The following is a 23,392-nucleotide window of genomic DNA, read 5'->3' on the forward strand; positions in this document are numbered from 1 at the left end:
TTATTTTTCCGGCAGAAAAGCTACGACTCGCGTAGGCCCGCCGCTGCCGCCGCGGATCTTCATCGGCAGTGCGATCAGTGTGAAGCCCTTCTCCGGCAGTTCCGCCAGATTGGCGACATTTTCCAGCGCCGGGATGTTGCGCTCGAACAGGGCGCGGTGGGTTTCAAACATTTGCGATGCGCCGTAATCGATACTCGGTGTATCCAGCCCCACCGCCTTGACCCCGCGCTTTTCCACCAGGAACTGCGCTGCCTCCGGTGACAGGCCGGGGAAGTTCAATTTTGCCACGGCTGCCTCACCGCGCTCCGCGGTGCCCAGGTATTTCACCGGGTCCGGCCAGAATTGCGCACTGCCGGTGTCGAACAATACGATGCTGCCGTGTTGGATAACGCCGTGCTGCTTTTCCCAGCGCTCGATGTCGGCAATGGGAATCTGGTAATTGCGGTCCCGACCGATGCGATCAGCTACCCGGACTACGACGCCGGGACCGATCAGCTGTTCCAATGGAATTTTGTCCACAGACTGGCGATCGCGCCCGAAGTGCACCGGTGCGTCCACATGGGTGCCGCCGTGTTCCGCCGCCGCGAGATTGTAGGCGGAGTAGTAATAACCTTTTTCGGTCTCGCCCGCGAATACCGTGGTCTTGGCGAACTTGTCCGCGGTGGGCCAGTACAGGGTGTCGTCGGCAAAATCGTGTGAGAGATCCACCCAGCGCCCCTGGGGAAACCCTTCGGCCGCGGCGTTGGCTGCGCTGAGCAGGAGCAGTGTTAATGTGAGGGGAATGTAGTAAGGCATCCTGCGGAGCATAGTTTTCTCCAAGAAATTTCCATTATTTTGCGACCGGCAGTGCTTGAACCTGATGGTCGGTAGGAAGATAGTGGACCGTGCCACTATTATTTCGACTCCATTGACGGAAGCACCGCTGTTGAAAGCCTATACCAAAGTGTCACCACTGCCAGTGGCGCGCGCCCGCGCACTGGTGCTTGCGCGCCAACATATCCACAACCCCTGGGATGGCAGCCTGGCGGATCTGATCACACACCTGGGCGCCCTGCAATTGGACGCCATTCAGGTGATCACCCGTGCCCACCTGCATCAACTGCACATCCGCCTGCCGCGGCTGCGGGAGGCAAAGTTGCTGGACACGCTGGAGCGGGCAGAACGTGAGCGGCAGATTTTCGAATACTGGTCCCACGCCGCCGCCTACCTGCCTGTGGAAGACTACCGTTTCGCGCGGGTGCGCATGGACCGCATCCGCAAGGGGCAGAATCACTGGTTCAAAAAAAACGCGAAGCTGTGCCGCTTCGTACTCGACCGCATTCGCGCCGAGGGCCCGCTGAAGGCGAGCGACTTTGTGCGCGCCAAGGGTGGCTGGTGGAGCTGGAGCGAGGAGAAAAAAGCGCTGGAGCAGCTGTTCCACGAAGGCGAGCTGATGGTGAGCCACCGCGAGGGCTTTCAGAAAGTGTTCGATCTGCCGGAGCGCCTGCTGCCTGCGAGCGTGACAACCGCCGCAGCCAGTGAAACCGAGTACGGGCAGCATCTCGTGCGCCGCTTCCTGCGCGCCCAGGGGCTCGGCCGCGCTGAGGAGATGAGCTACCTGCGCAAACACGATAAACAATTAGTATTGGACGCGACCGCGGCAATGCTGAAGAGCGGCGAGCTGACTCCCGTTGGCAAGGAGTGGATGCTGACAGAGGACCTGGAAATGGACCCGCCAGCGGCACCGCGCAAGGTGCGGCTGCTGTCGCCCTTCGACCCGCTGGTACTGCAGCGCAAGCGCCTGAAGCGGCTGTTCGATTTTGACTATCAGCTGGAGTGCTATGTGCCGGGTCCCAAGCGCAAGTTCGGTTACTTCTGCCTGCCGATCCTGTACCGGGACAGCTTTGCGGGGGTGGCGGATCTCAAGGCGGACCGGGAGGCGGGCGTGCTGCGGGTCAAGGCGCTGCACTGGCGGCAGAAACCGGGGGCCGGATTACTGGCCGGATACAACAAGGCCCTGGGTGATTTTGCCCGCTATCACGGACTGGTCACCGAGAGCCCCTAAAACTACTGCGCGGGTGGCTACGTTTTAGAGTAATCAGAACTCCATTTAAACCTGGACCACCACGTACACCTCGTGTCCGTCGCGCTGGGTGGGCATGAAGTAGTGACCACCGTAGCGGTAGTACTGGATACCGTTGATCACTTCCGCGGTGTAACCCACCGGCAGTTCATTGACCACCTGTCCCGGCGCGTAGGCCGGCTGGGTCGCACCCACCACGGGGGCTGCGGCCACCGGTGCAGCACTCGCGACTACGGTCACCGGCTGTGGCACCACTACATAGCGGCCCATGTGTGGCTGCCACTGGTAATAGGCACTGTCGTACTGGTAATAGGTGAATCCACCGATCTGCACCTGCACAGCGCTCGCCGGCAAGGTCACTACCGCCGCACCCAGTGGCGCATTAACCACCACGTAGCCGGAAGGTGCCGGACGGTAGTAATACCCGCCGTGGTAGTAGTAGGGCACACCGCCTACCGCCAGGTTCACAAAGCCCGCGGGTAGAATGGGTACGGTAAAGCCGATGCCGATACGCGGACCGCGGTAACGCGGGCCCCAATAACCGTGGCGGTGGCCATGGCCGTAGCCGTGCCCGTGATAATGTCCCCGATGGCCTGAATGCGCATCGGCTGGTGCCGCAAAGGCAAAAGACAATAGAGCGACAAGTCCTGTTCCAAACAGTAGGAATTTGACTGCCTTGTTCATGAAATCCCCCGCGAGCGAGTACTTACTATCTGGATAAATAATAACCGCATTCCCGGGCAGGCGCTACGCAACGGCAGCGCTTGAACGTTAAGAATTGTCAGATCACCGCTAAAGTTATCCACAGGTACGGCGCCGGGCGATGGCAATTTTTCTGACCACCCGGTGCTTTTCCACAGGGTCAGCGCTGGTTGCGCTGGACGATACCCATCAGTTTGTACAGCAGATGCGCCGCCCCAAACTCGTAGGCGTGGAAGCCTTCGATGGGGGCGAACTCCAGCAGATCAAAGCCGATGATTTCCCGCTGCTTCGCCACCGATTCGAACAGGTTCAGTGTTTGATACCAGCCGAGGCCGCCGGGTACGGGAGTGCCGGTGGAGGGGAAGACCGACGGGTCCATGCCGTCGATGTCGAGGGTGAAGAACACTTTGCTGGGGAAATTTTCCGGCAGCTCGAAGGACTGCACCTGGGTGGGCACCAGCTGGTGGGCGTCCAAATAGCCGACGTTGTACTGCTTGCGCGCTTCCATCTCCTCCTCGCAATAGGCGCGGATGCCGAGCTGGAACAGCGGTATGCCGGCTTCGCACACGAGGCGCATAACGCTGGCGTGGCTGTGCTTGTGGCCTTCGTAGCGGTCGCGCAGGTCGGCGTGGGCGTCGATCTGCACTACACCGAAGTCGGTGATGCCGGCGTCCAGGTAGCCTTTGATGATGCCCCAGGTGACTGAGTGTTCGCCGCCGATGCCGACGGGCATTTTGCCCATGGCGAGGATCTCGCGGGTGGCGCTGGCGATGTTTTCCATGACCTGCTCGGCCGGGCCGCTGACATCCACGGCTTCGCGGGTGTAGATGCCGAGTTCGCAGGGGGAGGAGAAGTTGTCGAAGGTCTCCAGCTGGTGGGAGGCTTCGATGATCGCCGCCGGACCTTTGCCGGTACCGCCGCCGTAGGAGACGGTTTCTTCGTAGGGGATTGGCAGGATATGGAACAGGGCTTCTTCCGGTTTCGGTTGTTCGATTTCGGAGCCCAGGAAAATGTTGGGGTCTTCGTTGTGCATGAGTTCTAAATAACCTTTGGTGGCGACAGAGCACCGGGTGCGGGTTTTCAGGACCGCTGTGAACCCATCCCTGGGCGCTGCGGCGCAAACATCCTGTTTGCGACGCTCCTGAAAACCCGCACCCGGCACTCTGCCTTCGCATCAAGTGTTTTACTTCGTAGCCTCAAGCCGTCATTCAACCCAAGTCACTAACGAAGCGACGAAATCAGAAGTAAAGGTGAAGCGCCGGGTGGAAGGTTTCAAAAGCGTCGGCGACAGGGACGTCGCCGACGCAGCGTACAGGGATGTATTCACAGCGGTTTTGAAACCTTCCACCCGGTGTTTCACCGCCACTGCACTTAAATCCAAGCGAGAAGCGGCGGACTAACACCAAATCAGGAAAGACGACCTTTAAAGTCCTCATAACCAAATTCTTTGATGACCTGAAGTTCATCGGTATCGGAATTCCATAGTGCAATGGAAGGCAGCGGAATGCCGTTGAATGTGTTGGTCTTGACCATGGTGTAGTAGGCCATCTCCTCAAACACAATTCGGTCGCCGATTTTCAGCGGATCGGCAAAACTGTATTCGCCGATACGATCGCCGGCGAGGCAGCTTTGTCCGCCCAGCTGGTAGCTGTGTGGCAACTCGCCCGGCAGCGACGCGCCGGTGATTTCCGGGCGATAGGGCATCTCGATCACATCCGGCATGTGGCAGGTGGCCGACACATCGAGGATCGCCTGATTCTTTCCATTCCAGGTCAAATCCACAACCTCGCCCACCAGCACACCGCAGAACAGCGCAACTGCTTCACCGGGTTCCAGATAAACCTGCACATCGTGCTTTTCGGAAAACGCCTTTACCGCTGCAATCAGCTCTTCCACCTGATAATCACAGCGGGTGATGTGGTGGCCACCGCCGAAGTTGATCCACGCCATCTGCGGAATCAGATCGCCAAATTTTTCCTCTACCGCCGCAATCGTGCGCTCCAGCGGTTTGAAATCCTGTTCACACAGGGTATGAAAGTGCAGGCCGCTGATGCCGGTGAGATCCTCGCCGTCAAACAGTGAGCGCACGATGCCCAGGCGCGAGCAGGGCGCGCAGGGATCGTAAATCGGTGTGTGGCCCTCGGAGTGTTCCGGGTTGATACGCAGGCCGAATTGCAGTTCCGGGCGTTTTTTTTGCGCGTCCAGGCACAGTGACTTGTAGCGTTTCCACTGCGAAAACGAATTGAAAATCACGTGGTGGGCAAACTCGAGGATTTCCTTCAGCTCCTGCTCCTTGTAGCCGGCGCTGAACACGTGAACTTCCTTGCCGAGATCCTTGCCGCCGTACTCCTCGAATCCCAACCTGGCTTCGTTAATACCACTGGCGCAGGTGCCGGAGAGATACTCGGCAACGATGTGCCCGACGCTGAACATGGAAAACGCTTTCAGCGCGGCCAGTACCTTGGCGCCGCTGCGTTTCTGTACATCGGCCAGGACTTCGAGGTTGTCGCGCAGGGCGATTTCGTCCACCACGAAACAAGGCGTGGTTACGCGGGTTGGGTCGAATTCGCCGAAGTAGTCTTTGCGGGGGGTTAAATCCATTGCGAGGTGCCCATCGTCCGAAAATGTTGGGCACGCTGCGCTTTGCCCAACCTACGTAATCTCTGTAGGAGCCTGCTTGCAGGCGAACGGGCGTGGTGCCGGGTTCGTTCGCCTGCAGGCAGGCTCCTACAGGGTGGTCGTCGTCATGCCGGCGCAGGCCGGCATCCAGTGAAAGATCAGACGAACGGCTTGTCGAGCCAGGTCTCCTGCCAAGGCAGGCCGTACTGGTTCAGATCGTCCATAAAGGGATCCGGGTCCAGTTGTTCCATGTTCCACACGCCGGGTTTCATCCACTTGCCTTCCATCATCATCTTCGCGCCGATCATAGCCGGTACGCCGGTGGTGTAGGAAATCGCCTGAGACTGCACTTCCTTATACGCTTCCTGGTGGTCGCAGATGTTGTAGACGTAGTAGATCTTGTCTTCACCGCCACCTTTCGGCGTACCCTTGATGATATTGCCGATACAGGTCTTGCCTTTGGTCAGCGGGCCGAGGCTCGCCGGATCGGGCAGCAGCGCTTTCAGGAACTGGATTGGAACAATCTGTTGGCCCTGGAACTCCACGGGCTCAATGCTGGTCATGCCCACGTTCTGCAGCACTTCCAGGTGCTTCAGGTAGCTCGCACCAAAGGTCATCCAGAAGCGCGCGCGCTCGATTTCCGGGAAGTGTTTGGACAGGGATTCCAGTTCCTCGTGGTACAGCAGGTAGAGGTCTTTTTCACCGATGCCTTCCGGGAAGGAAAACACGCGCTTTTCTTCCATCGGCTTGGTGGTTACCCACTGGCCGTTTTCCCAGTAGCGACCGTTCGCGGTGATTTCGCGAATGTTGATTTCCGGGTTGAAGTTAGTCGCAAACGGCAGGCCGTGATCGCCGGCGTTGCAGTCGAGAATATCGAGGGTCTTGATGCGGTCGAAGTGGTGTTTCTTCGCGTAAGCGGTGAACACGCTGGTGACGCCCGGATCGAAGCCGCTGCCGAGCAGTGCCATCAGGCCGGCTTTTTCGAATCTGTCCTGGTAGGCCCACTGCCAGCTGTACTCGAACTTGGCCTCTTCCGGCGGCTCGTAGTTGGCGGTATCCAGGTAGTGCACGCCGGTTTCCAGGCACGCATCCATGATGTGCAGGTCCTGATAAGGCAGCGCGACATTGATGACCATGTCGGGCTTGACCTTCTCGATCAGCGCGACCATCTCGCTCACGTTATCGGCGTCTACTTCCGCGGTGTCGATTTTGCGCGGCAGCATGTCGGCGATCTTGTCGCACTTACTTTTGGTGCGGCTGGCGAGGGTAATGTTCTCGAACACTTCCTCTACTTGCGCACACTTGTGTGCTACCACCTGACCGACGCCACCGGCGCCGACAATCAGAACGTTGGCCATTTATTTCTCCCTTTTTTGGGTGCTAACGGGGTTCGGGGCCCCGCTAGATGGTTACCGGGCGGGCCTGCTGCCGGGATTTGTTTGCGGGACACGCCGTAAACCCATCCCTGGGGGCTCGGCTGCGGCCATCCAGGCCGCAGACGGTCCCGCAAACAAATCCCGGCAGCACGCCCTTCGCATTAAATCGCGTACTCCGACACTAGCAACGCAGTGCATCGCTACGAAGTGCAGAAATTTAAAGTTAAGGCGGAGTGATGGGGATCTGTTTTCAAAAGCGTCGGCGACAGGGATGTCGCCGACGCAGCGTACAGGGACGTATTTACAGCGGTTTTGAAAACAGATACCCAGCGCTCTGCCGCCACCGGACCAGCGAAAGAACTCGGTCTCCGCCGCCCTAGCAACAAGGTGGAGAGGCCATTTACCAATCCACCTAAAGAAAATTCCAACTAAAAAATCATTTCTCGAAGTAGGTATACCCACTCATGCTCGCCGTATAAGTGTGCAGAATTTCCTTACGCTGCTGCGCGGTAATTCTGCCACTCTTCACTGCGCTCTCCGCCAGCTTGCGGAAACGCTCGAACAGATCCTGCGGCGAATACTCAACATAGCTCAACACATCGGCAATGCTGTCACCGTGAATCTCACGGCTGTAATTCACATGGCCGTCTTCCTCAATGTGCACACTCACCACATTGGTATCGCCAAACAGATTGTGCAGATCGCCCAGAGTCTCCTGGTACGCGCCCACCAGGAACGCCCCAAGAATATACTCCTCGCCATCCTTCAGCGCATGCAGCGGCAGCGTCTTGCGCACATCCTGACGGTCGATGAAACGGTCGATCTTGCCGTCGCAGTCGCAAGTAATATCCGCAATGATCGCCGAGCGCGTCGGCGCCTCATCCAGGCGGTGTACCGGCGCCAGCGGGAACAGCTGGTCGATGGCCCAGATATCCGGCAGCGACTGGAACACACTCATGTTCGCGTAGTAAATGTCCGACAGCACCTCCGGCAGCGCCTGCAGGTCCATCGGGATTTCCTCAACCTCGTCCAGCAGTTTGCGGATCTTCTGCGCGCATTGCAAAAACAGGTTCTCCGCCAGCGCGCGATCCCGCAGGCTCACCTGACCGTGCAGGTACAGCGCGCGGATCTCATCGCGGTAGTAGAGCGCATCATTGTAGCTCTCCTGCAGATTCTTCAGCGCCACATTCTTCAGCGCATGCTGCAGGTACTTCAGCATCGGGTGCGCGTCCTCACCGATCTGGTCGTCCTCAAGCTCAATGGGCTCAAAGCTGGTGGTGTCCAGGATGTTGAACAGCAGCACCGACGAATAGGCTACCGTCGCGCGGCCCGACTCGGTAATGATTACCGGGTGTTCCACGCCCTCGCTGTCCATGGTGCCCATGATGGCTTCCACCACGTCCACGCAGTACTCGTCCAGCGAGTAGTTCTTGGAATGGGTGTAGTTGGTCTTGGAGCCGTCGTAGTCCACCGCCAGGCCGCCGCCCAGGTCCAGAAAACCCATGGCCGCGCCTTCTTCCACCAAATCCGCATAGTAGCGACAGGCTTCCAGCACGCCGGTACGGATATCGCGGATGTTCGGCACCTGTGAGCCCAGATGGTAGTGCAGCAGCTTCAGGCAGTGCAGCATGTTGTGGTCGCGCAGTTTGTCGACCATCGCGATCAGGTCGTTACTGCCGAGGCCGAAAATGCTGCGGTCGCCACTGGTGGCGTTCCAGTAGCCGCCCACCTTGCTCGCCAGCTTCACGCGCACGCCGATATTGGGCTCCACCTGCTCGCGCTCGGCACAGCGGATAATGGTGTCCACCTCAGAGGGCGTCTCCACGACGAAGAACACCTGCACGCCAAGGCGCTGGGCCTGCAGGCCCAGATTGATGAACTCCTCATCCTTATACCCGTTGCACACGATCAGTGCCTCGGTGTTGTCGAGGATCGACAGTGCCGCGATCAGCTCTGCCTTGCTGCCCGCCTCCAGGCCGTGGCCGAACTGGCGGCCGACCTTGGCGATCTCCTCGATCACCTGGCACTGCTGGTTCACCTTGATCGGGAACACGCCGCGGAACTTGTTGCGGTAGCCGCAGCTCTCGATGGCGCTGCGGAAAGAATTGTTGATGCGCGCCACCTGTGCCTCGAGCAGATTCTCGAAGCGTACTAGCAGCGGCATGCCAAGACCGCGGGCATTGGCGCCGTGGGCGATGTCCATCAGCGACACGGAATGCGTGGTGCCAGCGGTGTTCGTTACCTCAACCGTGATCTCACCGGAGTCGTTCAAATTGAAATAGCCGGCACCCCAGTTGCGGATGCCATAGAGATCTGCGGAATCTTCGCAGGTCCAGTTTTCGATCTGTTGCTGTTTCATGGCGCCTCGTTCGTGAAATGAGGGACGGTAAGGGTAATCAGGGGCGCGAATCTTGGGGCCTGAGTATGTGGAAAGCAATAACTATAGAAAAGAAAAATGGCCGTTTTTTAAAGGATAAAACTAAATTTTTATTCGGTTTATTAGTCGAAAATAAACTATAGCGCCGGATTCCTGCCAGCCCAATAGGAGAAAAATTTCGTCGCAGCAATAAAAAAGGCGACTCCGAGGAGTCGCCAGGGGCAACAACCGGACTTTCATCCGGTTTTGGGGTTGGATGTGACAATCCGTCCTGTGAGACAGGGTGTGCGTTGCGAGTACTGATTCAGAGAAAGCCGGGGTTGGGCACGACCAGGTAGCCACGGCGGTGATCGTCCCAGCGGTAGTAGGTGTCATAGGCCACGTAGTAGCTGAGGCCGTTGAAACTGACGTTCACCGCAGTGCCTGGCAGGGCCTGCACAAAGGCGCCGACCGGCGCTTGCGCCACCACATAGCCAGCGCCGTAGGGGCGGTAGAAAATGCCCTCACTGAAGTAGTAACCCAGGCCGCCAAAACTCAGGCTCACGTAAGTCCTGGGCAGGCGTGTCCAGCGGTAGCCGTAGCCATAGTGGGCCGGGCGCCAGCGGTGCTTGTGCGGCAGATGCACCGGGCGGTGGGGCTTGTGATAGCCGTGACCATGACCGCGATCATGACCGTGTCCATGACCTCGATCGTGGTGGCCGTGGCGGTTCCTGTCGTAGCGCGGGTCGTAGCCGACGTATTTGACGAACTTGTGGTCGTCCTTGCCCCGGCGGTGATCGCGGCGATCGTCGCGTCTGTCTTCACGTCTGGCTTCGCGTCGATCCTCTCTTCTTTCTTCCCGCTTGTTCTCGCGGTACTGTTCACGCCGCTCCGCGCGCCACTCATCGCGGCGGTCGCGCTGTTGCTGCACGAACTGGCGGCGGTGGTCGTTGTTGTGGTGGCGCTCGTCCCTGTCTGCCAGCGCCGGCACAGCGCCGAGCAGCAGGCTGGCGGCGGTAACGGCTGAGATCAGTGTTTTCATGGTCGCTCTCCACGGCCGCCGGGGCGGCTTCAGGGGTGTTTTCTCTTACTGTGGGAGCCATTCTGCTCTCTGTACACTGAATCCTTCCTGAACCGTCCCGGGGAATTTGCCTACCGGTGCACGAAAAACCGAATTTGACGGCGGTTTTTGACTGCTCGCTGCGCATTTGTTCCCATCGGCGCCGGGGGGTAAGATGCCGCGCGTAGCAACCTCTGGCGGAACTCCGGCAATGCAAGTTTTTCACCACGTGGCCAGTCTGCGCGAAGCGCTGACCGCGGCCCGCCGCGACGGCAAGACCATCGGCTTCGTGCCCACCATGGGCAATCTGCACGACGCCCATATCGAGCTGGTCAAGCGCGCCCAGCAACTTTGTGACGTGGTGGTCGTGTCCATCTTCGTCAACCGTCTGCAGTTCGGCCTGAACGAGGATTGGGACAAATACCCGCGCACCATGGAGCAGGACATGGCGCGCCTGCGCGCGGCCAACTGCGATTTCCTGTTCCACCCGGACGAAAGCGAGATCTACCCCAATGGCATGGACCAGCAGACCAAGGTGATCTGCCCGGCGATGACCGACGTGCTGTGCGGCGCGAGCCGTCCGGGGCATTTCGAGGGAGTCACCACGGTGGTGGCGAAGCTGTTCAATATCGTGCAGCCGGACAAGGCCGTCTTCGGCATCAAGGATTTCCAGCAGCTGGCGGTGATCCGCCGCATGGTGGAGGATCTGTGCATGCCGGTGGAAATCGTGGCGGCGCCGGTGCACCGCGAGGACGACGGCCTGGCGATGAGCTCGCGCAACGGTTATCTCACCGAGGAGGAGCGCCCGAAGGTGGCAATCCTGAACCAGACGTTGAACTGGGCGCGCTCGGAGATCGAAAAAGGTCGGCGTGATTTTGCTGAGCTGGAGGCTGAGTCGAAATCCCGCATCGAGAACGCGGGTTTCCGGGTGGATTATTTCTCCATCTGCAATAGCCGCGACCTGCAACCGGCGGCGCACGACGATCGCGAGATCACTTTGCTGGGTGCGATGTACACCGCCGGTGCGCGCCTGATCGACAACGTTTCTCTGAAAATATAGTTTCCCTGAGTATGTGACGGGAGGATTCTGCTGATGCAAATCGAGATGCTGAAAGGCAAGCTGCACATGGCGGCGGTGACGCAGGCGGAGCTCTGGTATGACGGTTCCTGCGCGATCGACGAGGATCTGGTGGAGCTGGCGGGCCTGCGCGAGTTCGAGAAAATCGATATCTACAACGTTTCCAACGGCGAGCGTTTCCACACCTATGTAATCCTCGCCGAGCGCGGTTCCGGCATCATTTCCATGAACGGCGCCGCCGCGCGACGTGTACAGGTTGGCGACCGTGTGATCATTGCCGCTTATGCGCAGATGTCTGAAGCCGAAGCGGATTCGTTCAAGCCCAAGTTGGTTTATTTGAATGAGAAGAACCGGGTTGAGCGGAGTACCAATACCATTCCGGTGCAGATGCCTGAGCCTGCCTGACTTCGGGCTTTTTCTTGGGGGGCGCTTTGAAGCTGGTTCTGTGGCGGCGGAGTGCCAGGTATAGGCTTTCGGAACCGCTGTGAATACATCCCTGTACGCTGCGTCGGCGACGTCCCTGTCGCCGACGCTTCCGAAAGCCTATACCCGTCACTCCGCCTTCAATTTTAACTTCTGCACTTCGTAAGTATTTTTCTTACTCGGTTATAGTCGTAACTGTTCAGCCAGATTCGCTCACGAAGCACAAGACTCTAAGCGAAGGCAAAGTGCCGGGTGCGGGTTTTCAGGAGCGTCGCAAACAGGATGTTTGCGCCGCAGCTCCCAGGGATGGGTTCACAGCGGTCCTGAAAACCCGCACCCGGTGCTTTGCCGCCACAAGACCCGCTAAGTACCTGACCACCGCAGAAGGGTTGTGACCACAAGGCCACCCGCCTACCATGAACACAACAAAAAGGTAGGTAGCCAGTCAGAGCAATGTCATCCCTGTCCCATCCAAAAACCGGCGACCCGATCCCCTGGGATCAACTGCTGAAAAGCGGCTGTCGGATATTCCTCGGTTCCCACGCCGCCGTCCCCAATCAACTGATGGCCGACCTGATCGCTAACAGCCGCGGTCTCAACGACATCGAAGTCACTCAGGTATTCACCCTCTCTGACAACTTCTGGGCCGAGCGCAAATACGCCGAACTGTTCACCGTCAACGCGCTTTATATTGGCGGCACTGCTGTGCGCAACGCCGTGGCGGAAGGGCGTGCGGACTACACGCCGACGTTTCTTTCCGAAGTCCCCAAATTATTCAGCGACCATGTGCTGCCACTGGATGCCGCGCTCATCATGGTCAGCCCGCCGGATAAACTCGGTTACTGCTCGCTCGGCGTCAGCGTGGACGTGGTTTCCTCCGCGGTGAAAAATGCCAAAACCGTCATCGCCCAGATCAACCCCAGCATGCCGCGCACCAATGGGCACAGCTTTATCCACCGCGACCAGATCCACGCCTGGATGACCGCGGACGCACCGATTCCGGAATCGCCGCCGCCGGAAATGGACCAGGCTGTGGAACAGATCGGCCAGTACGTATCCGTGCTGGTGGAAAACGGATCGACCCTGCAGATCGGTATGGGCAAGGTGCACGACGCAGTGCTGCGCTACCTGGGAAACCACAAGGATCTCGGCGTGCATTCGGAAATGATTTCCGATGGTGTCGCGCGGTTGATGAAAAGCGGCGTCATCAACAACCGCAAGAAAACCTTCCACCGCGGAAAAACCATCACCAGCTACTGCATGGGATCCAAAATGCTGTACGACTTTGTCGACGGCAACCCCCATGTGGAACTGTACCCGGCCGAGCATGTCAGCTCACCGGTCAATATTTCCCGCAACGAGAAAATGGTCGCGATCAACAGTGCGATTGAAGTGGACCTGACAGGACAGGTGGTATCGGATTCCATCGGCCGGCTGTTGTACAGCGGTATCGGTGGTCAGGTGGATTTTATCCGCGGTGCGGCCCTGAGCATGGGGGGGAAGCCGATCATCGCGCTGCCGTCTACAGCCAAAGACAAGAATGGCAAATTGATTTCCCGCATTGTTGCCTCCCTTACCCCGGGTAGCGGTGTGGTCACTTCGCGTGCGCATGTGCACTACGTCGTCACCGAATACGGCATCGCCTCGCTGCGCGGAAAAAGCATTCGCGAGCGCACCCTGGAAATGATCCGCATTGCCCACCCGGAATTCCGTCGCGAATTGTTGGAAAAGGTGCGGGAATTTTACTGGGTACCGGAATACCAGGAGCAGGCACCCACTTCGGTTCCCGAGCTTGGGCCGGTAGAGCAGAAGAAGTATATTTTTGGCGGCATCACCTATACCCTGCGCCCACTCAGACCTGCGGATGAACGGCTGTTGCAGGAATTTTTCTACACCCACAACAAAGAAACCCTGCTGATGCGTTACAACCACCATGTGACACAGATGTCCCGGGAAAAATCCTGCAGCCTGGTCAGTGTCGATCAAAGGCGGGATCTGGCGCTGTGTTTTACCGACCGCGACGGCGCGCGGGAAGTGATTCAGGGAGTGGGGCGCTACTATTTTTACGAAGCCGACAACAGCTGCGAAGTGGCGTTTGTCATCAAAGAGAGCCGCCGTGGCAAGGGCATTGCCTCCACCCTGTTAAAAGAAATGGAAAGCATCGCGCGCAAGCGCGGCATTGCAAAAATGTTCGCCTGCGTGCGCCGCGACAACAAGCCCATGCTGTCGATTTTTGAAAACAACGGCTTCACCACCCGCGCCGGCGACAGCATGGACGAACTCTATCTCGAACTCGCGCTCGACGGAGAAAAGGACTGAACATGGCCAACGTAGGATTTTTCTCCGACCCCGCCTGCCACCGCCACGATATGGGCGAGGAGCATCCCGAGAGCCCCGCGCGACTCGATGCCATTCAGGATCAACTGCTCAGCAGCGGCATGGAATACGTGCTGCGTTTCTTCGACGCGCCCCAGGCTACGCGAGAACAACTCCGGCGGGTACACACCGCGGAATATATCGAATCCATCTTCAACCGCGTACCGAGGCAGGGAATCGAAATCCTCGACGAGGACACCCGCATGTGCCCGCATTCACTCACCGCCGCGCTGCACGCCGCCGGTGCCGGCATTGACGCCGTCGACCGCGTAATGAGCGGTGAAATCCACTCCGCCTTCTGCGCCGTGCGCCCTCCCGGCCACCACGCCGAGCGCGACAAGGCTATGGGCTTCTGCCTGTTCAACAATATCGCCATCGCCGCCGCCCACGCCCGCGAACATCACGGCCTAGAGCGCGTCGCCATCCTCGACTTCGATGTGCATCACGGCAACGGCACCGAAGATTTTGTCGCCGGCCGCGAAGGCTATTTGCTCTGTTCCAGCTTCCAGTCCCCATACTACCCATTCACCGGCACAGGCAATCTACCCGACAACATCGTCAACACGCCGCTCGAAGCCGGTGCCGGCGGCGATGCACTGCGCCAACTGGTACAGCAGGAGTGGCTGCCGGCACTGGAACAATTTCAGCCGCAGATGCTGTTTATCTCCGCCGGCTTCGACGGCCATATCGAAGACCCCATGGCGCAATTGCGCTTCCGGGAAGAGGATTATTTCTGGGTGACGGAAAGGCTGCGGGAATATGCCGACTGCAATTGCGAGGGGCGAGTGGTATCTATGCTGGAAGGAGGTTATGCGCTTTCCGCGTTGGGTCGCAGTGTGGTCGCACATCTAAAGGGGCTAATCGGCAACTAAAGGACCGGACGCAATGGGCGTGACGCGAAGGCTGAGTGGCGGCCCCGCCTTCCGCAACCCGCAACAACTTCACCGCCATATCGCCCACCTCAATGTCAAAATAGAAATGTGATCACTAACTTCGGCCATTTTGCCCACCCACCCCAAAAAAGGCACGGTATTCCAGACTCAGGGGTGGGAAACCAAAAAGTCGTCAGGCTATGATGGTACGACAGGACTTGTGACAGCGTTGTCATTCAGCGGCTGCCAGTGGTATAACTTATCGGGATTCGTGCACCTAAAAAGATGGAGTGCACAACTGCAATACCTGCAGTCAACGGGTCTCCAGCAGCGAGACCGCGCAGCGCCCGATAATACTAATAAGGGAGAAAATGATGTCTGAAGTGCACACTTACCCGGTGCCCGAAACCTTTGCCGCCAACACTCTCGTCAGCAGTGACGACTACCAGCGGATGTACCGCCAGTCGGTGGAGAACCCGCAAGCATTCTGGTCCCAGCAGGCCAACGACTTCCTGCAGTGGAGCAAGCCCTTTACCAAAGTGGTGGAGGAAGACCTCAAGAAAGGCCACGCCGCCTGGTTCGCCGATGGAGAACTGAACGTCTCCGTCAACTGCATCGACCGCCACCTGCCGGCCCGCGCCGGGCAAACTGCCCTGATCTGGGAAGGCGACGACCCCGCCGACAGCAAGAACATCACCTACAAGGAGCTGCACGAGCAGGTATGTCGCCTGGCCAACCTGCTCAAAGCTCGCGGCGTTAAGAAGGGCGACCGCGTGTGCATCTACATGCCGATGATCCCCGAAGCGGCCTACGCCATGCTCGCCTGCACCCGCATCGGCGCGGTGCACTCGGTGGTGTTCGGCGGCTTTTCCCCGGATTCACTCAAGGATCGCATCCTCGATTCCGACTGCCGTTTGGTGATCACCGCCGACGAGGGCGTGCGCGGCGGCAGAAAAGTGCCGCTCAAGGCCAACGTGGACAAGGCACTGGCCCACTGCCCGGATGTGCACACCGCCATCGTGGTCAAGCGCACCGGCGCCAACATCGACTGGGACAGCAAGCGCGACATCTGGTACGCGGAATCCGTTGCCGAGCAGAGCGTCGAGTGCGCGCCGGAGCCGATGAACGCGGAAGACCCGCTGTTTATCCTTTACACCTCCGGCTCCACCGGCAAGCCCAAGGGCGTGCTGCATACCACGGCGGGCTATTTGCTGATGTCCACCATGACCTTCAAATACGCCTTCGATTACAAGGAAGGCGATGTGTTCTGGTGTACCGCCGATGTGGGCTGGATCACCGGCCACAGCTACATCGTGTACGGCCCGCTGTGCGCTGGCGCGATCTCGCTGATGTTCGAAGGCGTGCCCACCTATCCCGATGCCTCCCGCTGCTGGCAGGTGGTGGATAAGCACAAGGTCAATATTTTCTACACGGCACCCACCGCCATTCGCGCGTTGATGGGCGCGGGCGACGACTTCGTCACCCGCTGTGACCGCAGCTCGCTGAAACTGCTGGGCACCGTTGGCGAGCCGATCAACCCGGAAGCCTGGGAGTGGTACTACCAGGTGGTCGGCGAGAAGCGCTGCCCCATTGTCGACACCTGGTGGCAGACCGAAACCGGCGCCCACATGATCACCCCGCTGCCCGGCGCCACCGCACTCAAACCCGGCTCCGCCACCCGCCCGTTCTTCGGCGTGCAGCCGGCGCTGCTGGACGAGAAGGGGCAGGAAATCGAGGGACAGGGCGAGGGCGCGCTGGTGATGAAGGCCAGCTGGCCGAGCATGATCCGCAGCGTATACGGCGATCACCAGCGCATGATCGACACGTACTTCTCCACCTTTCCCGGCTACTACTTCACCGGCGACGGCGCGCGCCGCGATGCGGACGGCTACTACTGGATTACCGGTCGTATCGACGATGTACTGAACGTCTCCGGCCACCGCCTGGGAACTGCAGAAATCGAGAGTGCGATTGTGCTGCACGAGGACACGGCCGAGGCGGCTGTGGTGGGCTACCCGCACGATATCAAGGGGCAGGGCATTTACTGCTACGTCACCCTGAAAAACGGTCGCGAGCCGTCCGAGGAGTTGCGCAAGGAGCTGATCGACCTGTGTGTGAAGGAGATCGGCCCCATCGCCAAACCCGACATCATCCAGTGGGCTCCGGGTCTGCCAAAAACCCGCTCTGGCAAAATCATGCGGCGCATTTTGCGCAAGATCGCCTGCAATGAGTTGGATTCGCTGGGAGACACTTCGACGCTTGCCGATCCTTCGGTGGTTGATGAGTTGGTAGATCATCGGGCTAATAAATAGCTTTGATCTCCGCCACTGGGTGCTCTAAAGCTGGTCCGGTGGCGGGCAAGCACTGGGTGCGGGTTTTCAGGACCGCTGTAAACCCATCCCTGGGAGCTGCGGCGCAAACATCCTGTTTGCGACGCTCCTGAAAACCCGCACCCAGTGCTTCCCCTTCAGTTTTCACTCCTCGACTTCGTAAGTGTGTAAGGCTCTCTCCTCGCCAGCTCACGAAGCGCTTTGCTCAATGCGAAGATGGAGTGCCGGGTATAGCTTTTCGAAAGCGTCGGCGACAGGGACGTCGCCGACGCAGCGTACAGGGATGTATTTACAGCGGTTTCGAAAAGCTATACCCGGTGCACCAGCGCCACGGAGGTCAATCAAGGCGGACCTCGGACTATCCAACGCCCAATTGACCTGAACCCAAGACAAACTTGAGATCCGGTGATTTAATTGCCTGCAAAGGTATTGATCAGATCCCAGTAGCACCGGAGGCCGCATGCAGAACATTCTCGTCATCCTCGACAAGCCCAAGCACGAACAGATCGCCCTGCAGCGGGCGCTGGAACTGGCGGAAAAGTCCGGCGCAAAACTGCATCTGGTGAGCTTTGTATACGAGCCATTGGCCTCCATGCCCATGCTCTCCAGCTCCATGCTGAATGTCAGTGAAGAACTGGAAAAAGAGCGCGGCAAGTGGCTGCAGGCCCTGCAGAGCGAGCACTCCCTCCCCCCGGGCTCCACCGCCGAAGTCATCTGGCACCACGATATCACCTACTGGACCCTGGAATATCTCGACGACAACCCCTGCGACCTGGTGGTAAAAACCGCGCAGAAGCAGTTCGGACGCGGCGGATTCGGTTCCATAGACTGGCGCCTGATCGAAAGCCTGCCCACCGCTCTGTGGCTTGCCGTCAGCACCCACTGGGTCAAACGCGATCGCATTGTCGCCGCACTCGACCCGGCGATTGATAACCCGCTGCATGTAGAACTCAACCAGCGTGTGCTCAGCCTCGGCGGCATCCTGTCCAAATTGCTCGACGCTGAACTCGAATCGGTCGCCTGTGTGCCCGTGCACAGTGAAGTGGCCGACCTGGATAAATTCCGCGAAGAAACCGGCGCCTTGCTCAAGGCCGTGGACAAAGTCATCGCCGACAGCGGGGTTAACTGCAGCCGCACCCATTTCGTTACCGGTAAGCCCGCTGCCGAGGTCAACCGCGTGGTAGACAGAAACAAGGCACGCGCTATTCTGGTCGGGCGCGGTGTGCGCAAGGGCCCCAAAGGATTCCTGCTCGGCAATACCGCCGAGCGTATTCTCGGCCGCGCCAATACCGATGTGTTGATCGTACCCTGAGAGATTGGCGGGCAGTGAAGCGATGCAAAACGAACAGCAGTACCTGTGTGATCACTACCGCTTTAACGCCGAGCAGCGGCTTAAGGCGTTCAATTTCTTCGTCGTGCTGTCCATGTTTGTGGATGGTGGCGTGTTTACCGCGGTGGAGAAAAATTTCCACCCGCTGATCGTGATGTTGCTGGGCGGCTTTGTGGTCATCGTTTCCGCGGTGTTTTGGGTGATGGACCTGCGCAGCCGCCAGCTGTTGAGCCTGGCAGTGCCCGGACTTCGCGCCTTGGAGCAGCATTTGTCAGAAGAGGCGCGGGTATTTACCCGCGACCTCAACTCCCACAGCCGCTTTATTCGCTATACCTTCGCCATCCGTGCGCTGATTCTCGGGCAGCTTCTGTGCGGGACAGCGGTGGTGCTATACGGCCTGGTTACGTTTTTCAGTTCCCCATAATTTCTTTTTTTCCTCATCTCCTGCGGCCGTCGGCGCTTCTATACTGAGTTTCCGAATTGCAGAACATGCTGGCGACAGGAGATTTCCATGCTGGACCATATTGGTCTCATCGTGCACGACTACCAACGCAGCAAGGCGTTTTATCAGTCTGCGCTGGCGCCGCTCGGCTACGAGCTGGTGATGGAAATGGGCGACTGGGCGGGTTTTGGCTGGGGAGACAAGCCGCAACTGCTGATTAAGGGCGGCTCCAGCACCGCGCCGGCGGTGCATATTGCATTCAGTGCGGAAGACCGGGAGACGGTGCGCGCCTTTTACGATGCGGCGCTGAAAGCTGGCGGCAAGGACAGCGGCGCACCGGGGCTGCGCCCCGAGTATCACGATCATTATTACGCTGCTTACGTGCTGGACCCTGACGGCCACAAGATCGAAGTGGTGTGCCATATTCCCGCCGACGCCTTTTGACCGTCATCGGATACCGAACAAAATCTTTGCTGTCTGCGTTATTTGACGCAAGAAGGACCTTTCCTGTTCTGGCAGTCTAACCCTCCCTGATTATCCCGAAGCGCGGCCGGTTTACATTGATCGCCGCTTCTCTGCCCAATCGTCCGCAAAAAAATAATCCGAGGTATGCATGTCCCTTGCCCTGGTCCTTTCCCTTGCCGCCAATGGCGCCATTGAATCCGCCAACCCTCTGCCGGGGCCGGTAAATGGCGAGGATTTGGTGGAAGAGATCTCGGTACTCGGCCGCCAGCTGAACCTGAACGGTGAGGCGATTTCCGCCTCTCAGGGGGAAGTCGGGCCGGCAGAAATTGGCGCCTGGCCACTGATCCGCACCGGCGACCTGATGGAATTTGTGCCCGGTATGGTGGCCACCCAGCACTCCGGCAGCGGCAAGGCCAATCAGTACTTCCTGCGCGGATTCAATCTGGATCACGGTACCGACTTCGCCACCTTCGTCGACGGCATGCCGGTGAATTTGCGCACCCACGGCCACGGCCAGGGATACACCGATCTCAATTTCGTGATTCCGGAAACCGTCGCCCGCCTGCGCTATCGCAAGGGGCCCTATTACGCGGACGTGGGGGATTTCTCCTCCGCAGGTTCCGCCAGTTTTATGCTGGCGGAGAAACTCTCCACCGGTCTCGCCGAGCTGAGCGTTGGCGAGCATGGCTACCGCCGTGGCGTAGCGGCAGACTCGGTGGAGACCGGCAGTGGCGACCTGTTGTTGGCTGCGGAGTGGCAGGCCTATGACGGCCCCTGGAGCGATATTCGCGAGGATGTAGGCAAGGTCAATCTGCTGGGCAAGTTGTCTGGGGATCTCGCCGGTGGCCGCGCGCATCTCACCTTGATGGGATATGACAACGCCTGGAATTCGCCGGACCAAATACCGGCGCGGGCGGTGGCGCAAGGTGCTATCGACGCCTACGGCTCCCTGGATACCAGCCTCGGCGGCGATACCCGTCGCTACAGTCTCTCCGGCGGCTGGAATGGTGCATTTTTCCGCGGCGAACTGGCGGCCAGTGCCTACGCCGTCGACTACGACTTCAATCTCTGGTCGAACTTTACCTATGGTCTGGAGCACCCGGATACCGGCGATCAGTTCCTGCAGCGAGACGCGCGCCGCATCTATGGGTTTGACGTGACCCAGCAGTGGCAGCGGGAAGCTACCCGCTGGCAGCTGGGGTTGCAGGGGCGCCGCGACGACATCGACCGCGTGGGGCTTTACCACACCGCCGACCGCGAGAGGCTTGGTGTGGTGCGGGAAGACGCCGTGGTCGAAGACAGCCTGGGGCTTTTCGCCGTCAACCAGACCCAGTGGAGCGATACCCTGCGCAGTTATCTTGGGCTGCGCTACGACCGCTACGCGTTCGATGTGAATGCGGGGCTCGTCGCCAACAGCGGCCGGCGCAGCGACGGCAAAACGTCACTCAAAGCGAGCCTTGCCTGGCAGCCGTGGCCGGTTTCGGAGTTCTACCTGAGTTACGGCCAGGGTCTGCACTCCAACGACGCCCGCGGCACCGTGATCAAGGTCGATCCACTTTCCGGCGAGACAGTGGATCCTGTGGATCCACTGGTGGAATCCCGCGGGGCTGAACTGGGTTCGCGCCTGTTCATCACCGACCAGCTGCACGCCACCCTGGCCCTGTGGCAGCTGGATCTGGACTCGGAACTGTTGTTCGTGGGCGATGCCGGCAACACTGAGGCCAGCCGCCCCAGCGAGCGCAAAGGGGTGGAGGCGGGGATCTACTGGTTCGCGTCCGAGCGCGTCAGCGGCGAGCTGGAGGTGTCGTACACCGATGCGGCTTTTGCCGATAGCGACCCTGCGGGAGGCAAAATTCCCGGCGCCATACCGCTGGTGGCCAGTGCCGCGCTCAACTACCGCGGTGACGGCGGCTGGTTTGCCGCCCTGCACCTGCGCCATTTTGGCGCCTATCCGCTGATCGAAGACGGCGGTGTTGAGTCCGCTGGTTCCTCCCTGGTGAATCTGCGTTTGGGGCGGGAAGTCCTTCGCTGGCGCCTGCAACTGGATCTACTCAACGCCCTGGATTCCGACGACCACGATGTAGACTACTTCTATGCCTCGCGCCTGCCAGGCGAGAGCGCCGATGGCGTGGAGGACACTCACTTCCACATTTTTGAGCCGCGCACCCTGCGCGCCTCCTTGCGCTACCGCTTCTGACTGAGTGGACATGCCGGTATGACATCGCCGCGGGTCAGCCCGCGGTGTCCCGGTCGGCGATTTCCGCATCCAGCCGGGCCAACAACTGCTCCGCCCAGCGGATCCAGGTCTTTTCCGTTTCGATGCCCAGCAGCAGCGGCTGGTGGGAAATCCACAGCTTTTGCTGCTGTTCCGCCGGGCGACGGTAGAAGCGCGCGTTCTGCGCCTCGTAGGTGGCGAGCTTGTCGCGGTGCTCACTAAGGTGACGCTGCAGTTCCACGCGCATCTGCGCGGGGGGGAGGTGGTGGCCGGCAAACACCTGGATCAGGAATGGGTCGCGGATCTTCTGTGCAGCGGCAGGTTTCGCTACCCAGGCCTCCAGCGCCCCGCGTCCGGCCGCGGTGAGGCTGTAGACCTTCTTGTCAGGACGTCCATCCTGTATCTCTTCCACGCAATCCAGTAACCCCTCGCCGTGCAGTTTGTGCAGCTCGCGGTACATCTGCTGGTGGCTGGCGCTCCAGAAGTGATGAACGCTGCGCTCGAAGCGGCGCTTCAGGTCGTAGCCGCTACCGGGCTCAATATCCAGCAGGCTCAGTACGGCAAATCTCAGTGACATGGTTCAGATGTTCGCGGCGTATCGGTTGTTGTGAATACCCGGTCCGGGGTGCAACCGGTCTCCATGCGGGCAGAGGTACAGCGTGGCGCAGTGTACTGGCTCTTGCGGCTACTGGCACAGGGCGCGAGGGGTGCAGGGGCAGCCTGATTGGGATGTTCATATCAGAAACAAGAATGAAATGTTATAGGTATCCTTCATTGCGCATGTATTTAGGATGGTAATAGATTGAATAACAAAAAGTTAATATGGGGATACTAGTAATTACCACGCTGGTGGATATAATCGCCAGCGCCACCAAAAGTGGTCGAATATTGTGCAGTCACTATCCCATCGTCCAGTAGTACCGCGGCCGTCCGCCACAAGCCCAGCGCCGCCTCTCAGGTAAGCAGTCACCATGTCGCCGCAATCTCTGTCTCAGGCTACTGAAGCCATCCCTGTCTCGCCGCCTGTAATGGTGCTGGAAGACGAACAGCCGGTTGAGACACCTCAATCCACCAACTCCCAGCGCAATCGCCGTACCCGTTGGAATGAGTGGCTGTTGGACGTGTTTGCGATGAACAGCTTCTCCTGGGCGATCGCAATCCCCATTGAGCTGATGCTGGCGGGCATGAGCTGGCGTGAACACCTGAAAGTGCGCCTGCTGGCGGTGGTGTTCAATACCCTGATTGCCCGCCCGTTCAGTCTCTATCGCAACTGGATACTGGTGCGTTTTGGGCGCGGCAGCGCCATGCACAACTATGCCGTGGACACCTTCGTATTCCTTAGCTTCCAGCTGCCGCTGTACATCCTGAATATGCTGCTGGGAGGCGCTTCCAGCGGCGAGATTGCCACCGCCTGTATCACCTTCATGCTGATCGCCGGCGCACTGGGTCGCCCTTACGGCATGTATCTGGATTGCCTGCGCCGCCTGTGGCTGGGACGCAGGGCGGTGGCGGATGCAGCGGCCATTGCTGATTGAGCGGATGTAACCGGTACGAGTGTTTATTTGCAGGCTATCTACCGACATGACACGGTTTATCTGGAAGATGGCGTAGAATACACTTGTTTGTCGCGGTACTTTGCAGTATCAATCGCGCTGAATACCCAAGACTCAACATGACAGGTAGTCA

The 23,392-nt window shown here is 59.2% G+C and carries 19 protein-coding genes; 11 read left to right on the forward strand and 8 right to left on the reverse strand.

Annotation, left to right across the window (positions count from 1 at the left end; all coding sequences use genetic code 11):
- The gene (locus tag GNX18_RS15385) at positions 1–807 is read right to left on the reverse strand and encodes a cyclase family protein (protein ID WP_240914033.1); all 807 of its coding nucleotides are present in this window, start codon (positions 805–807) and stop codon (positions 1–3) included.
- A gap of 70 nt (positions 808–877) precedes the next feature.
- Between GNX18_RS15385 and GNX18_RS15390 the strand changes: the two genes are divergently transcribed.
- On the forward strand, positions 878–2,044 hold the full coding sequence (locus GNX18_RS15390) for a winged helix-turn-helix domain-containing protein (RefSeq protein ID WP_240914034.1): 1,167 nt from the start codon (positions 878–880) through the stop codon (positions 2,042–2,044).
- A gap of 45 nt (positions 2,045–2,089) precedes the next feature.
- Here the strand turns inward: GNX18_RS15390 and GNX18_RS15395 are convergent, their stop codons facing one another.
- From GNX18_RS15395 to GNX18_RS15420, 6 genes are all read right to left on the reverse strand, one after another.
- Positions 2,090–2,746: a DUF6515 family protein gene (locus GNX18_RS15395; RefSeq protein WP_166219183.1), complete on the reverse strand. Its 657-nt coding sequence runs from the start codon at positions 2,744–2,746 to the stop codon at positions 2,090–2,092.
- Positions 2,747–2,924: 178 nt separating this feature from the next.
- The gene (gene speB / locus GNX18_RS15400) at positions 2,925–3,797 is read right to left on the reverse strand and encodes an agmatinase (RefSeq protein ID WP_166219185.1); all 873 of its coding nucleotides are present in this window, start codon (positions 3,795–3,797) and stop codon (positions 2,925–2,927) included.
- 374 nt (positions 3,798–4,171) lie between these two features.
- Positions 4,172–5,365 carry a carboxynorspermidine decarboxylase gene (nspC, locus tag GNX18_RS15405; protein WP_166219187.1) on the reverse strand — a complete coding sequence of 398 codons (1,194 nt, stop codon included), beginning with the start codon at positions 5,363–5,365 and terminating at the stop codon, positions 4,172–4,174.
- 176 nt (positions 5,366–5,541) lie between these two features.
- Positions 5,542–6,741 (reverse strand): saccharopine dehydrogenase family protein, encoded by a 1,200-nt coding sequence (locus GNX18_RS15410; protein ID WP_138234394.1) that lies wholly within the window; start codon positions 6,739–6,741, stop codon positions 5,542–5,544.
- Positions 6,742–7,195: 454 nt separating this feature from the next.
- A complete protein-coding gene (gene speA, locus GNX18_RS15415) occupies positions 7,196–9,118 on the reverse strand; it encodes a biosynthetic arginine decarboxylase (RefSeq protein ID WP_138234395.1) in 1,923 nt (640 codons plus the stop codon).
- Positions 9,119–9,440: 322 nt separating this feature from the next.
- Positions 9,441–10,157, reverse strand: coding sequence for a DUF6515 family protein (locus tag GNX18_RS15420; RefSeq protein WP_166219189.1), 717 nt, complete (start codon positions 10,155–10,157; stop codon positions 9,441–9,443).
- Between the two features lie 229 nt (positions 10,158–10,386).
- On the opposite strand from GNX18_RS15420, the gene panC reads away from it, so the two are divergent.
- The 9 genes from panC to GNX18_RS15465 all read left to right on the forward strand — a co-directional run bounded on the left by panC (position 10,387) and on the right by GNX18_RS15465 (position 21,688).
- Positions 10,387–11,235, forward strand: coding sequence for a pantoate--beta-alanine ligase (gene panC, locus GNX18_RS15425; RefSeq protein WP_166219191.1), 849 nt, complete (start codon positions 10,387–10,389; stop codon positions 11,233–11,235).
- A 33-nt stretch (positions 11,236–11,268) separates the two neighbouring features.
- Positions 11,269–11,658, forward strand: a complete 390-nt coding sequence (panD, locus tag GNX18_RS15430; protein ID WP_138234398.1) for an aspartate 1-decarboxylase — start codon at positions 11,269–11,271, stop codon at positions 11,656–11,658.
- A 471-nt stretch (positions 11,659–12,129) separates the two neighbouring features.
- Positions 12,130–13,995, forward strand: coding sequence for a bifunctional acetyl-CoA hydrolase/transferase family protein/GNAT family N-acetyltransferase (locus tag GNX18_RS15435; protein WP_166219193.1), 1,866 nt, complete (start codon positions 12,130–12,132; stop codon positions 13,993–13,995).
- A gap of 2 nt (positions 13,996–13,997) precedes the next feature.
- Positions 13,998–14,924, forward strand: a complete 927-nt coding sequence (locus GNX18_RS15440; protein ID WP_166219195.1) for a histone deacetylase family protein — start codon at positions 13,998–14,000, stop codon at positions 14,922–14,924.
- Between the two features lie 374 nt (positions 14,925–15,298).
- Positions 15,299–17,236: an acetate--CoA ligase gene (gene acs / locus GNX18_RS15445; RefSeq protein WP_166219197.1), complete on the forward strand. Its 1,938-nt coding sequence runs from the start codon at positions 15,299–15,301 to the stop codon at positions 17,234–17,236.
- A 478-nt stretch (positions 17,237–17,714) separates the two neighbouring features.
- On the forward strand, positions 17,715–18,566 hold the full coding sequence (locus tag GNX18_RS15450) for a universal stress protein (RefSeq protein WP_166219199.1): 852 nt from the start codon (positions 17,715–17,717) through the stop codon (positions 18,564–18,566).
- 22 nt (positions 18,567–18,588) lie between these two features.
- Complete coding sequence (locus tag GNX18_RS15455) at positions 18,589–19,008, forward strand: hypothetical protein (protein WP_166219201.1); 420 nt, start codon at positions 18,589–18,591, stop codon at positions 19,006–19,008.
- 87 nt (positions 19,009–19,095) lie between these two features.
- On the forward strand, positions 19,096–19,470 hold the full coding sequence (locus GNX18_RS15460; RefSeq protein ID WP_138234403.1) for a VOC family protein: 375 nt from the start codon (positions 19,096–19,098) through the stop codon (positions 19,468–19,470).
- A 169-nt stretch (positions 19,471–19,639) separates the two neighbouring features.
- Positions 19,640–21,688: a TonB-dependent receptor gene (locus GNX18_RS15465; RefSeq protein WP_166219203.1), complete on the forward strand. Its 2,049-nt coding sequence runs from the start codon at positions 19,640–19,642 to the stop codon at positions 21,686–21,688.
- Between the two features lie 34 nt (positions 21,689–21,722).
- On the opposite strand, the gene GNX18_RS15470 is transcribed toward GNX18_RS15465, so the two are convergent.
- Positions 21,723–22,283: a PadR family transcriptional regulator gene (locus GNX18_RS15470; RefSeq protein ID WP_166219205.1), complete on the reverse strand. Its 561-nt coding sequence runs from the start codon at positions 22,281–22,283 to the stop codon at positions 21,723–21,725.
- A gap of 394 nt (positions 22,284–22,677) precedes the next feature.
- Here GNX18_RS15470 and alaE point away from each other — a divergent pair, with 394 nt between their 5' ends.
- On the forward strand, positions 22,678–23,241 hold the full coding sequence (gene alaE / locus GNX18_RS15475; RefSeq protein WP_166219207.1) for an L-alanine exporter AlaE: 564 nt from the start codon (positions 22,678–22,680) through the stop codon (positions 23,239–23,241).
- Positions 23,242–23,392 lie beyond the last annotated feature (151 nt).

It is taken from the genome of Microbulbifer sp. SH-1 (genome assembly GCF_011326135.1).
Taxonomy (GTDB): domain Bacteria; phylum Pseudomonadota; class Gammaproteobacteria; order Pseudomonadales; family Cellvibrionaceae; genus Microbulbifer; species Microbulbifer harenosus.

What these genes read in the sequence shown, in the direction of transcription:
- GNX18_RS15465 (WP_166219203.1), top strand. Translation starts at nt 19,640, where the DNA reads ATGTCCCTTGCCCTGGTCCTTTCCCTTGCCGCCAATGGCGCCATTGAA.
- GNX18_RS15455 (WP_166219201.1), top strand. Translation starts at nt 18,589, where the DNA reads ATGCAAAACGAACAGCAGTACCTGTGTGATCACTACCGCTTTAACGCC.
- GNX18_RS15450 (WP_166219199.1), top strand. Translation starts at nt 17,715, where the DNA reads ATGCAGAACATTCTCGTCATCCTCGACAAGCCCAAGCACGAACAGATC.
- panD (WP_138234398.1), top strand. Translation starts at nt 11,269, where the DNA reads ATGCAAATCGAGATGCTGAAAGGCAAGCTGCACATGGCGGCGGTGACG.
- GNX18_RS15410 (WP_138234394.1), bottom strand. Translation starts at nt 6,741, where the DNA reads ATGGCCAACGTTCTGATTGTCGGCGCCGGTGGCGTCGGTCAGGTGGTA.
- acs (WP_166219197.1), top strand. Translation starts at nt 15,299, where the DNA reads ATGTCTGAAGTGCACACTTACCCGGTGCCCGAAACCTTTGCCGCCAAC.
- GNX18_RS15440 (WP_166219195.1), top strand. Translation starts at nt 13,998, where the DNA reads ATGGCCAACGTAGGATTTTTCTCCGACCCCGCCTGCCACCGCCACGAT.
- alaE (WP_166219207.1), top strand. Translation starts at nt 22,678, where the DNA reads ATGTCGCCGCAATCTCTGTCTCAGGCTACTGAAGCCATCCCTGTCTCG.
- nspC (WP_166219187.1), bottom strand. Translation starts at nt 5,365, where the DNA reads ATGGATTTAACCCCCCGCAAAGACTACTTCGGCGAATTCGACCCAACC.
- GNX18_RS15385 (WP_240914033.1), bottom strand. Translation starts at nt 807, where the DNA reads ATGCTCCGCAGGATGCCTTACTACATTCCCCTCACATTAACACTGCTC.
- speA (WP_138234395.1), bottom strand. Translation starts at nt 9,118, where the DNA reads ATGAAACAGCAACAGATCGAAAACTGGACCTGCGAAGATTCCGCAGAT.
- GNX18_RS15470 (WP_166219205.1), bottom strand. Translation starts at nt 22,283, where the DNA reads ATGTCACTGAGATTTGCCGTACTGAGCCTGCTGGATATTGAGCCCGGT.
- GNX18_RS15435 (WP_166219193.1), top strand. Translation starts at nt 12,130, where the DNA reads ATGTCATCCCTGTCCCATCCAAAAACCGGCGACCCGATCCCCTGGGAT.
- speB (WP_166219185.1), bottom strand. Translation starts at nt 3,797, where the DNA reads ATGCACAACGAAGACCCCAACATTTTCCTGGGCTCCGAAATCGAACAA.
- GNX18_RS15420 (WP_166219189.1), bottom strand. Translation starts at nt 10,157, where the DNA reads ATGAAAACACTGATCTCAGCCGTTACCGCCGCCAGCCTGCTGCTCGGC.
- GNX18_RS15395 (WP_166219183.1), bottom strand. Translation starts at nt 2,746, where the DNA reads ATGAACAAGGCAGTCAAATTCCTACTGTTTGGAACAGGACTTGTCGCT.
- panC (WP_166219191.1), top strand. Translation starts at nt 10,387, where the DNA reads ATGCAAGTTTTTCACCACGTGGCCAGTCTGCGCGAAGCGCTGACCGCG.
- GNX18_RS15460 (WP_138234403.1), top strand. Translation starts at nt 19,096, where the DNA reads ATGCTGGACCATATTGGTCTCATCGTGCACGACTACCAACGCAGCAAG.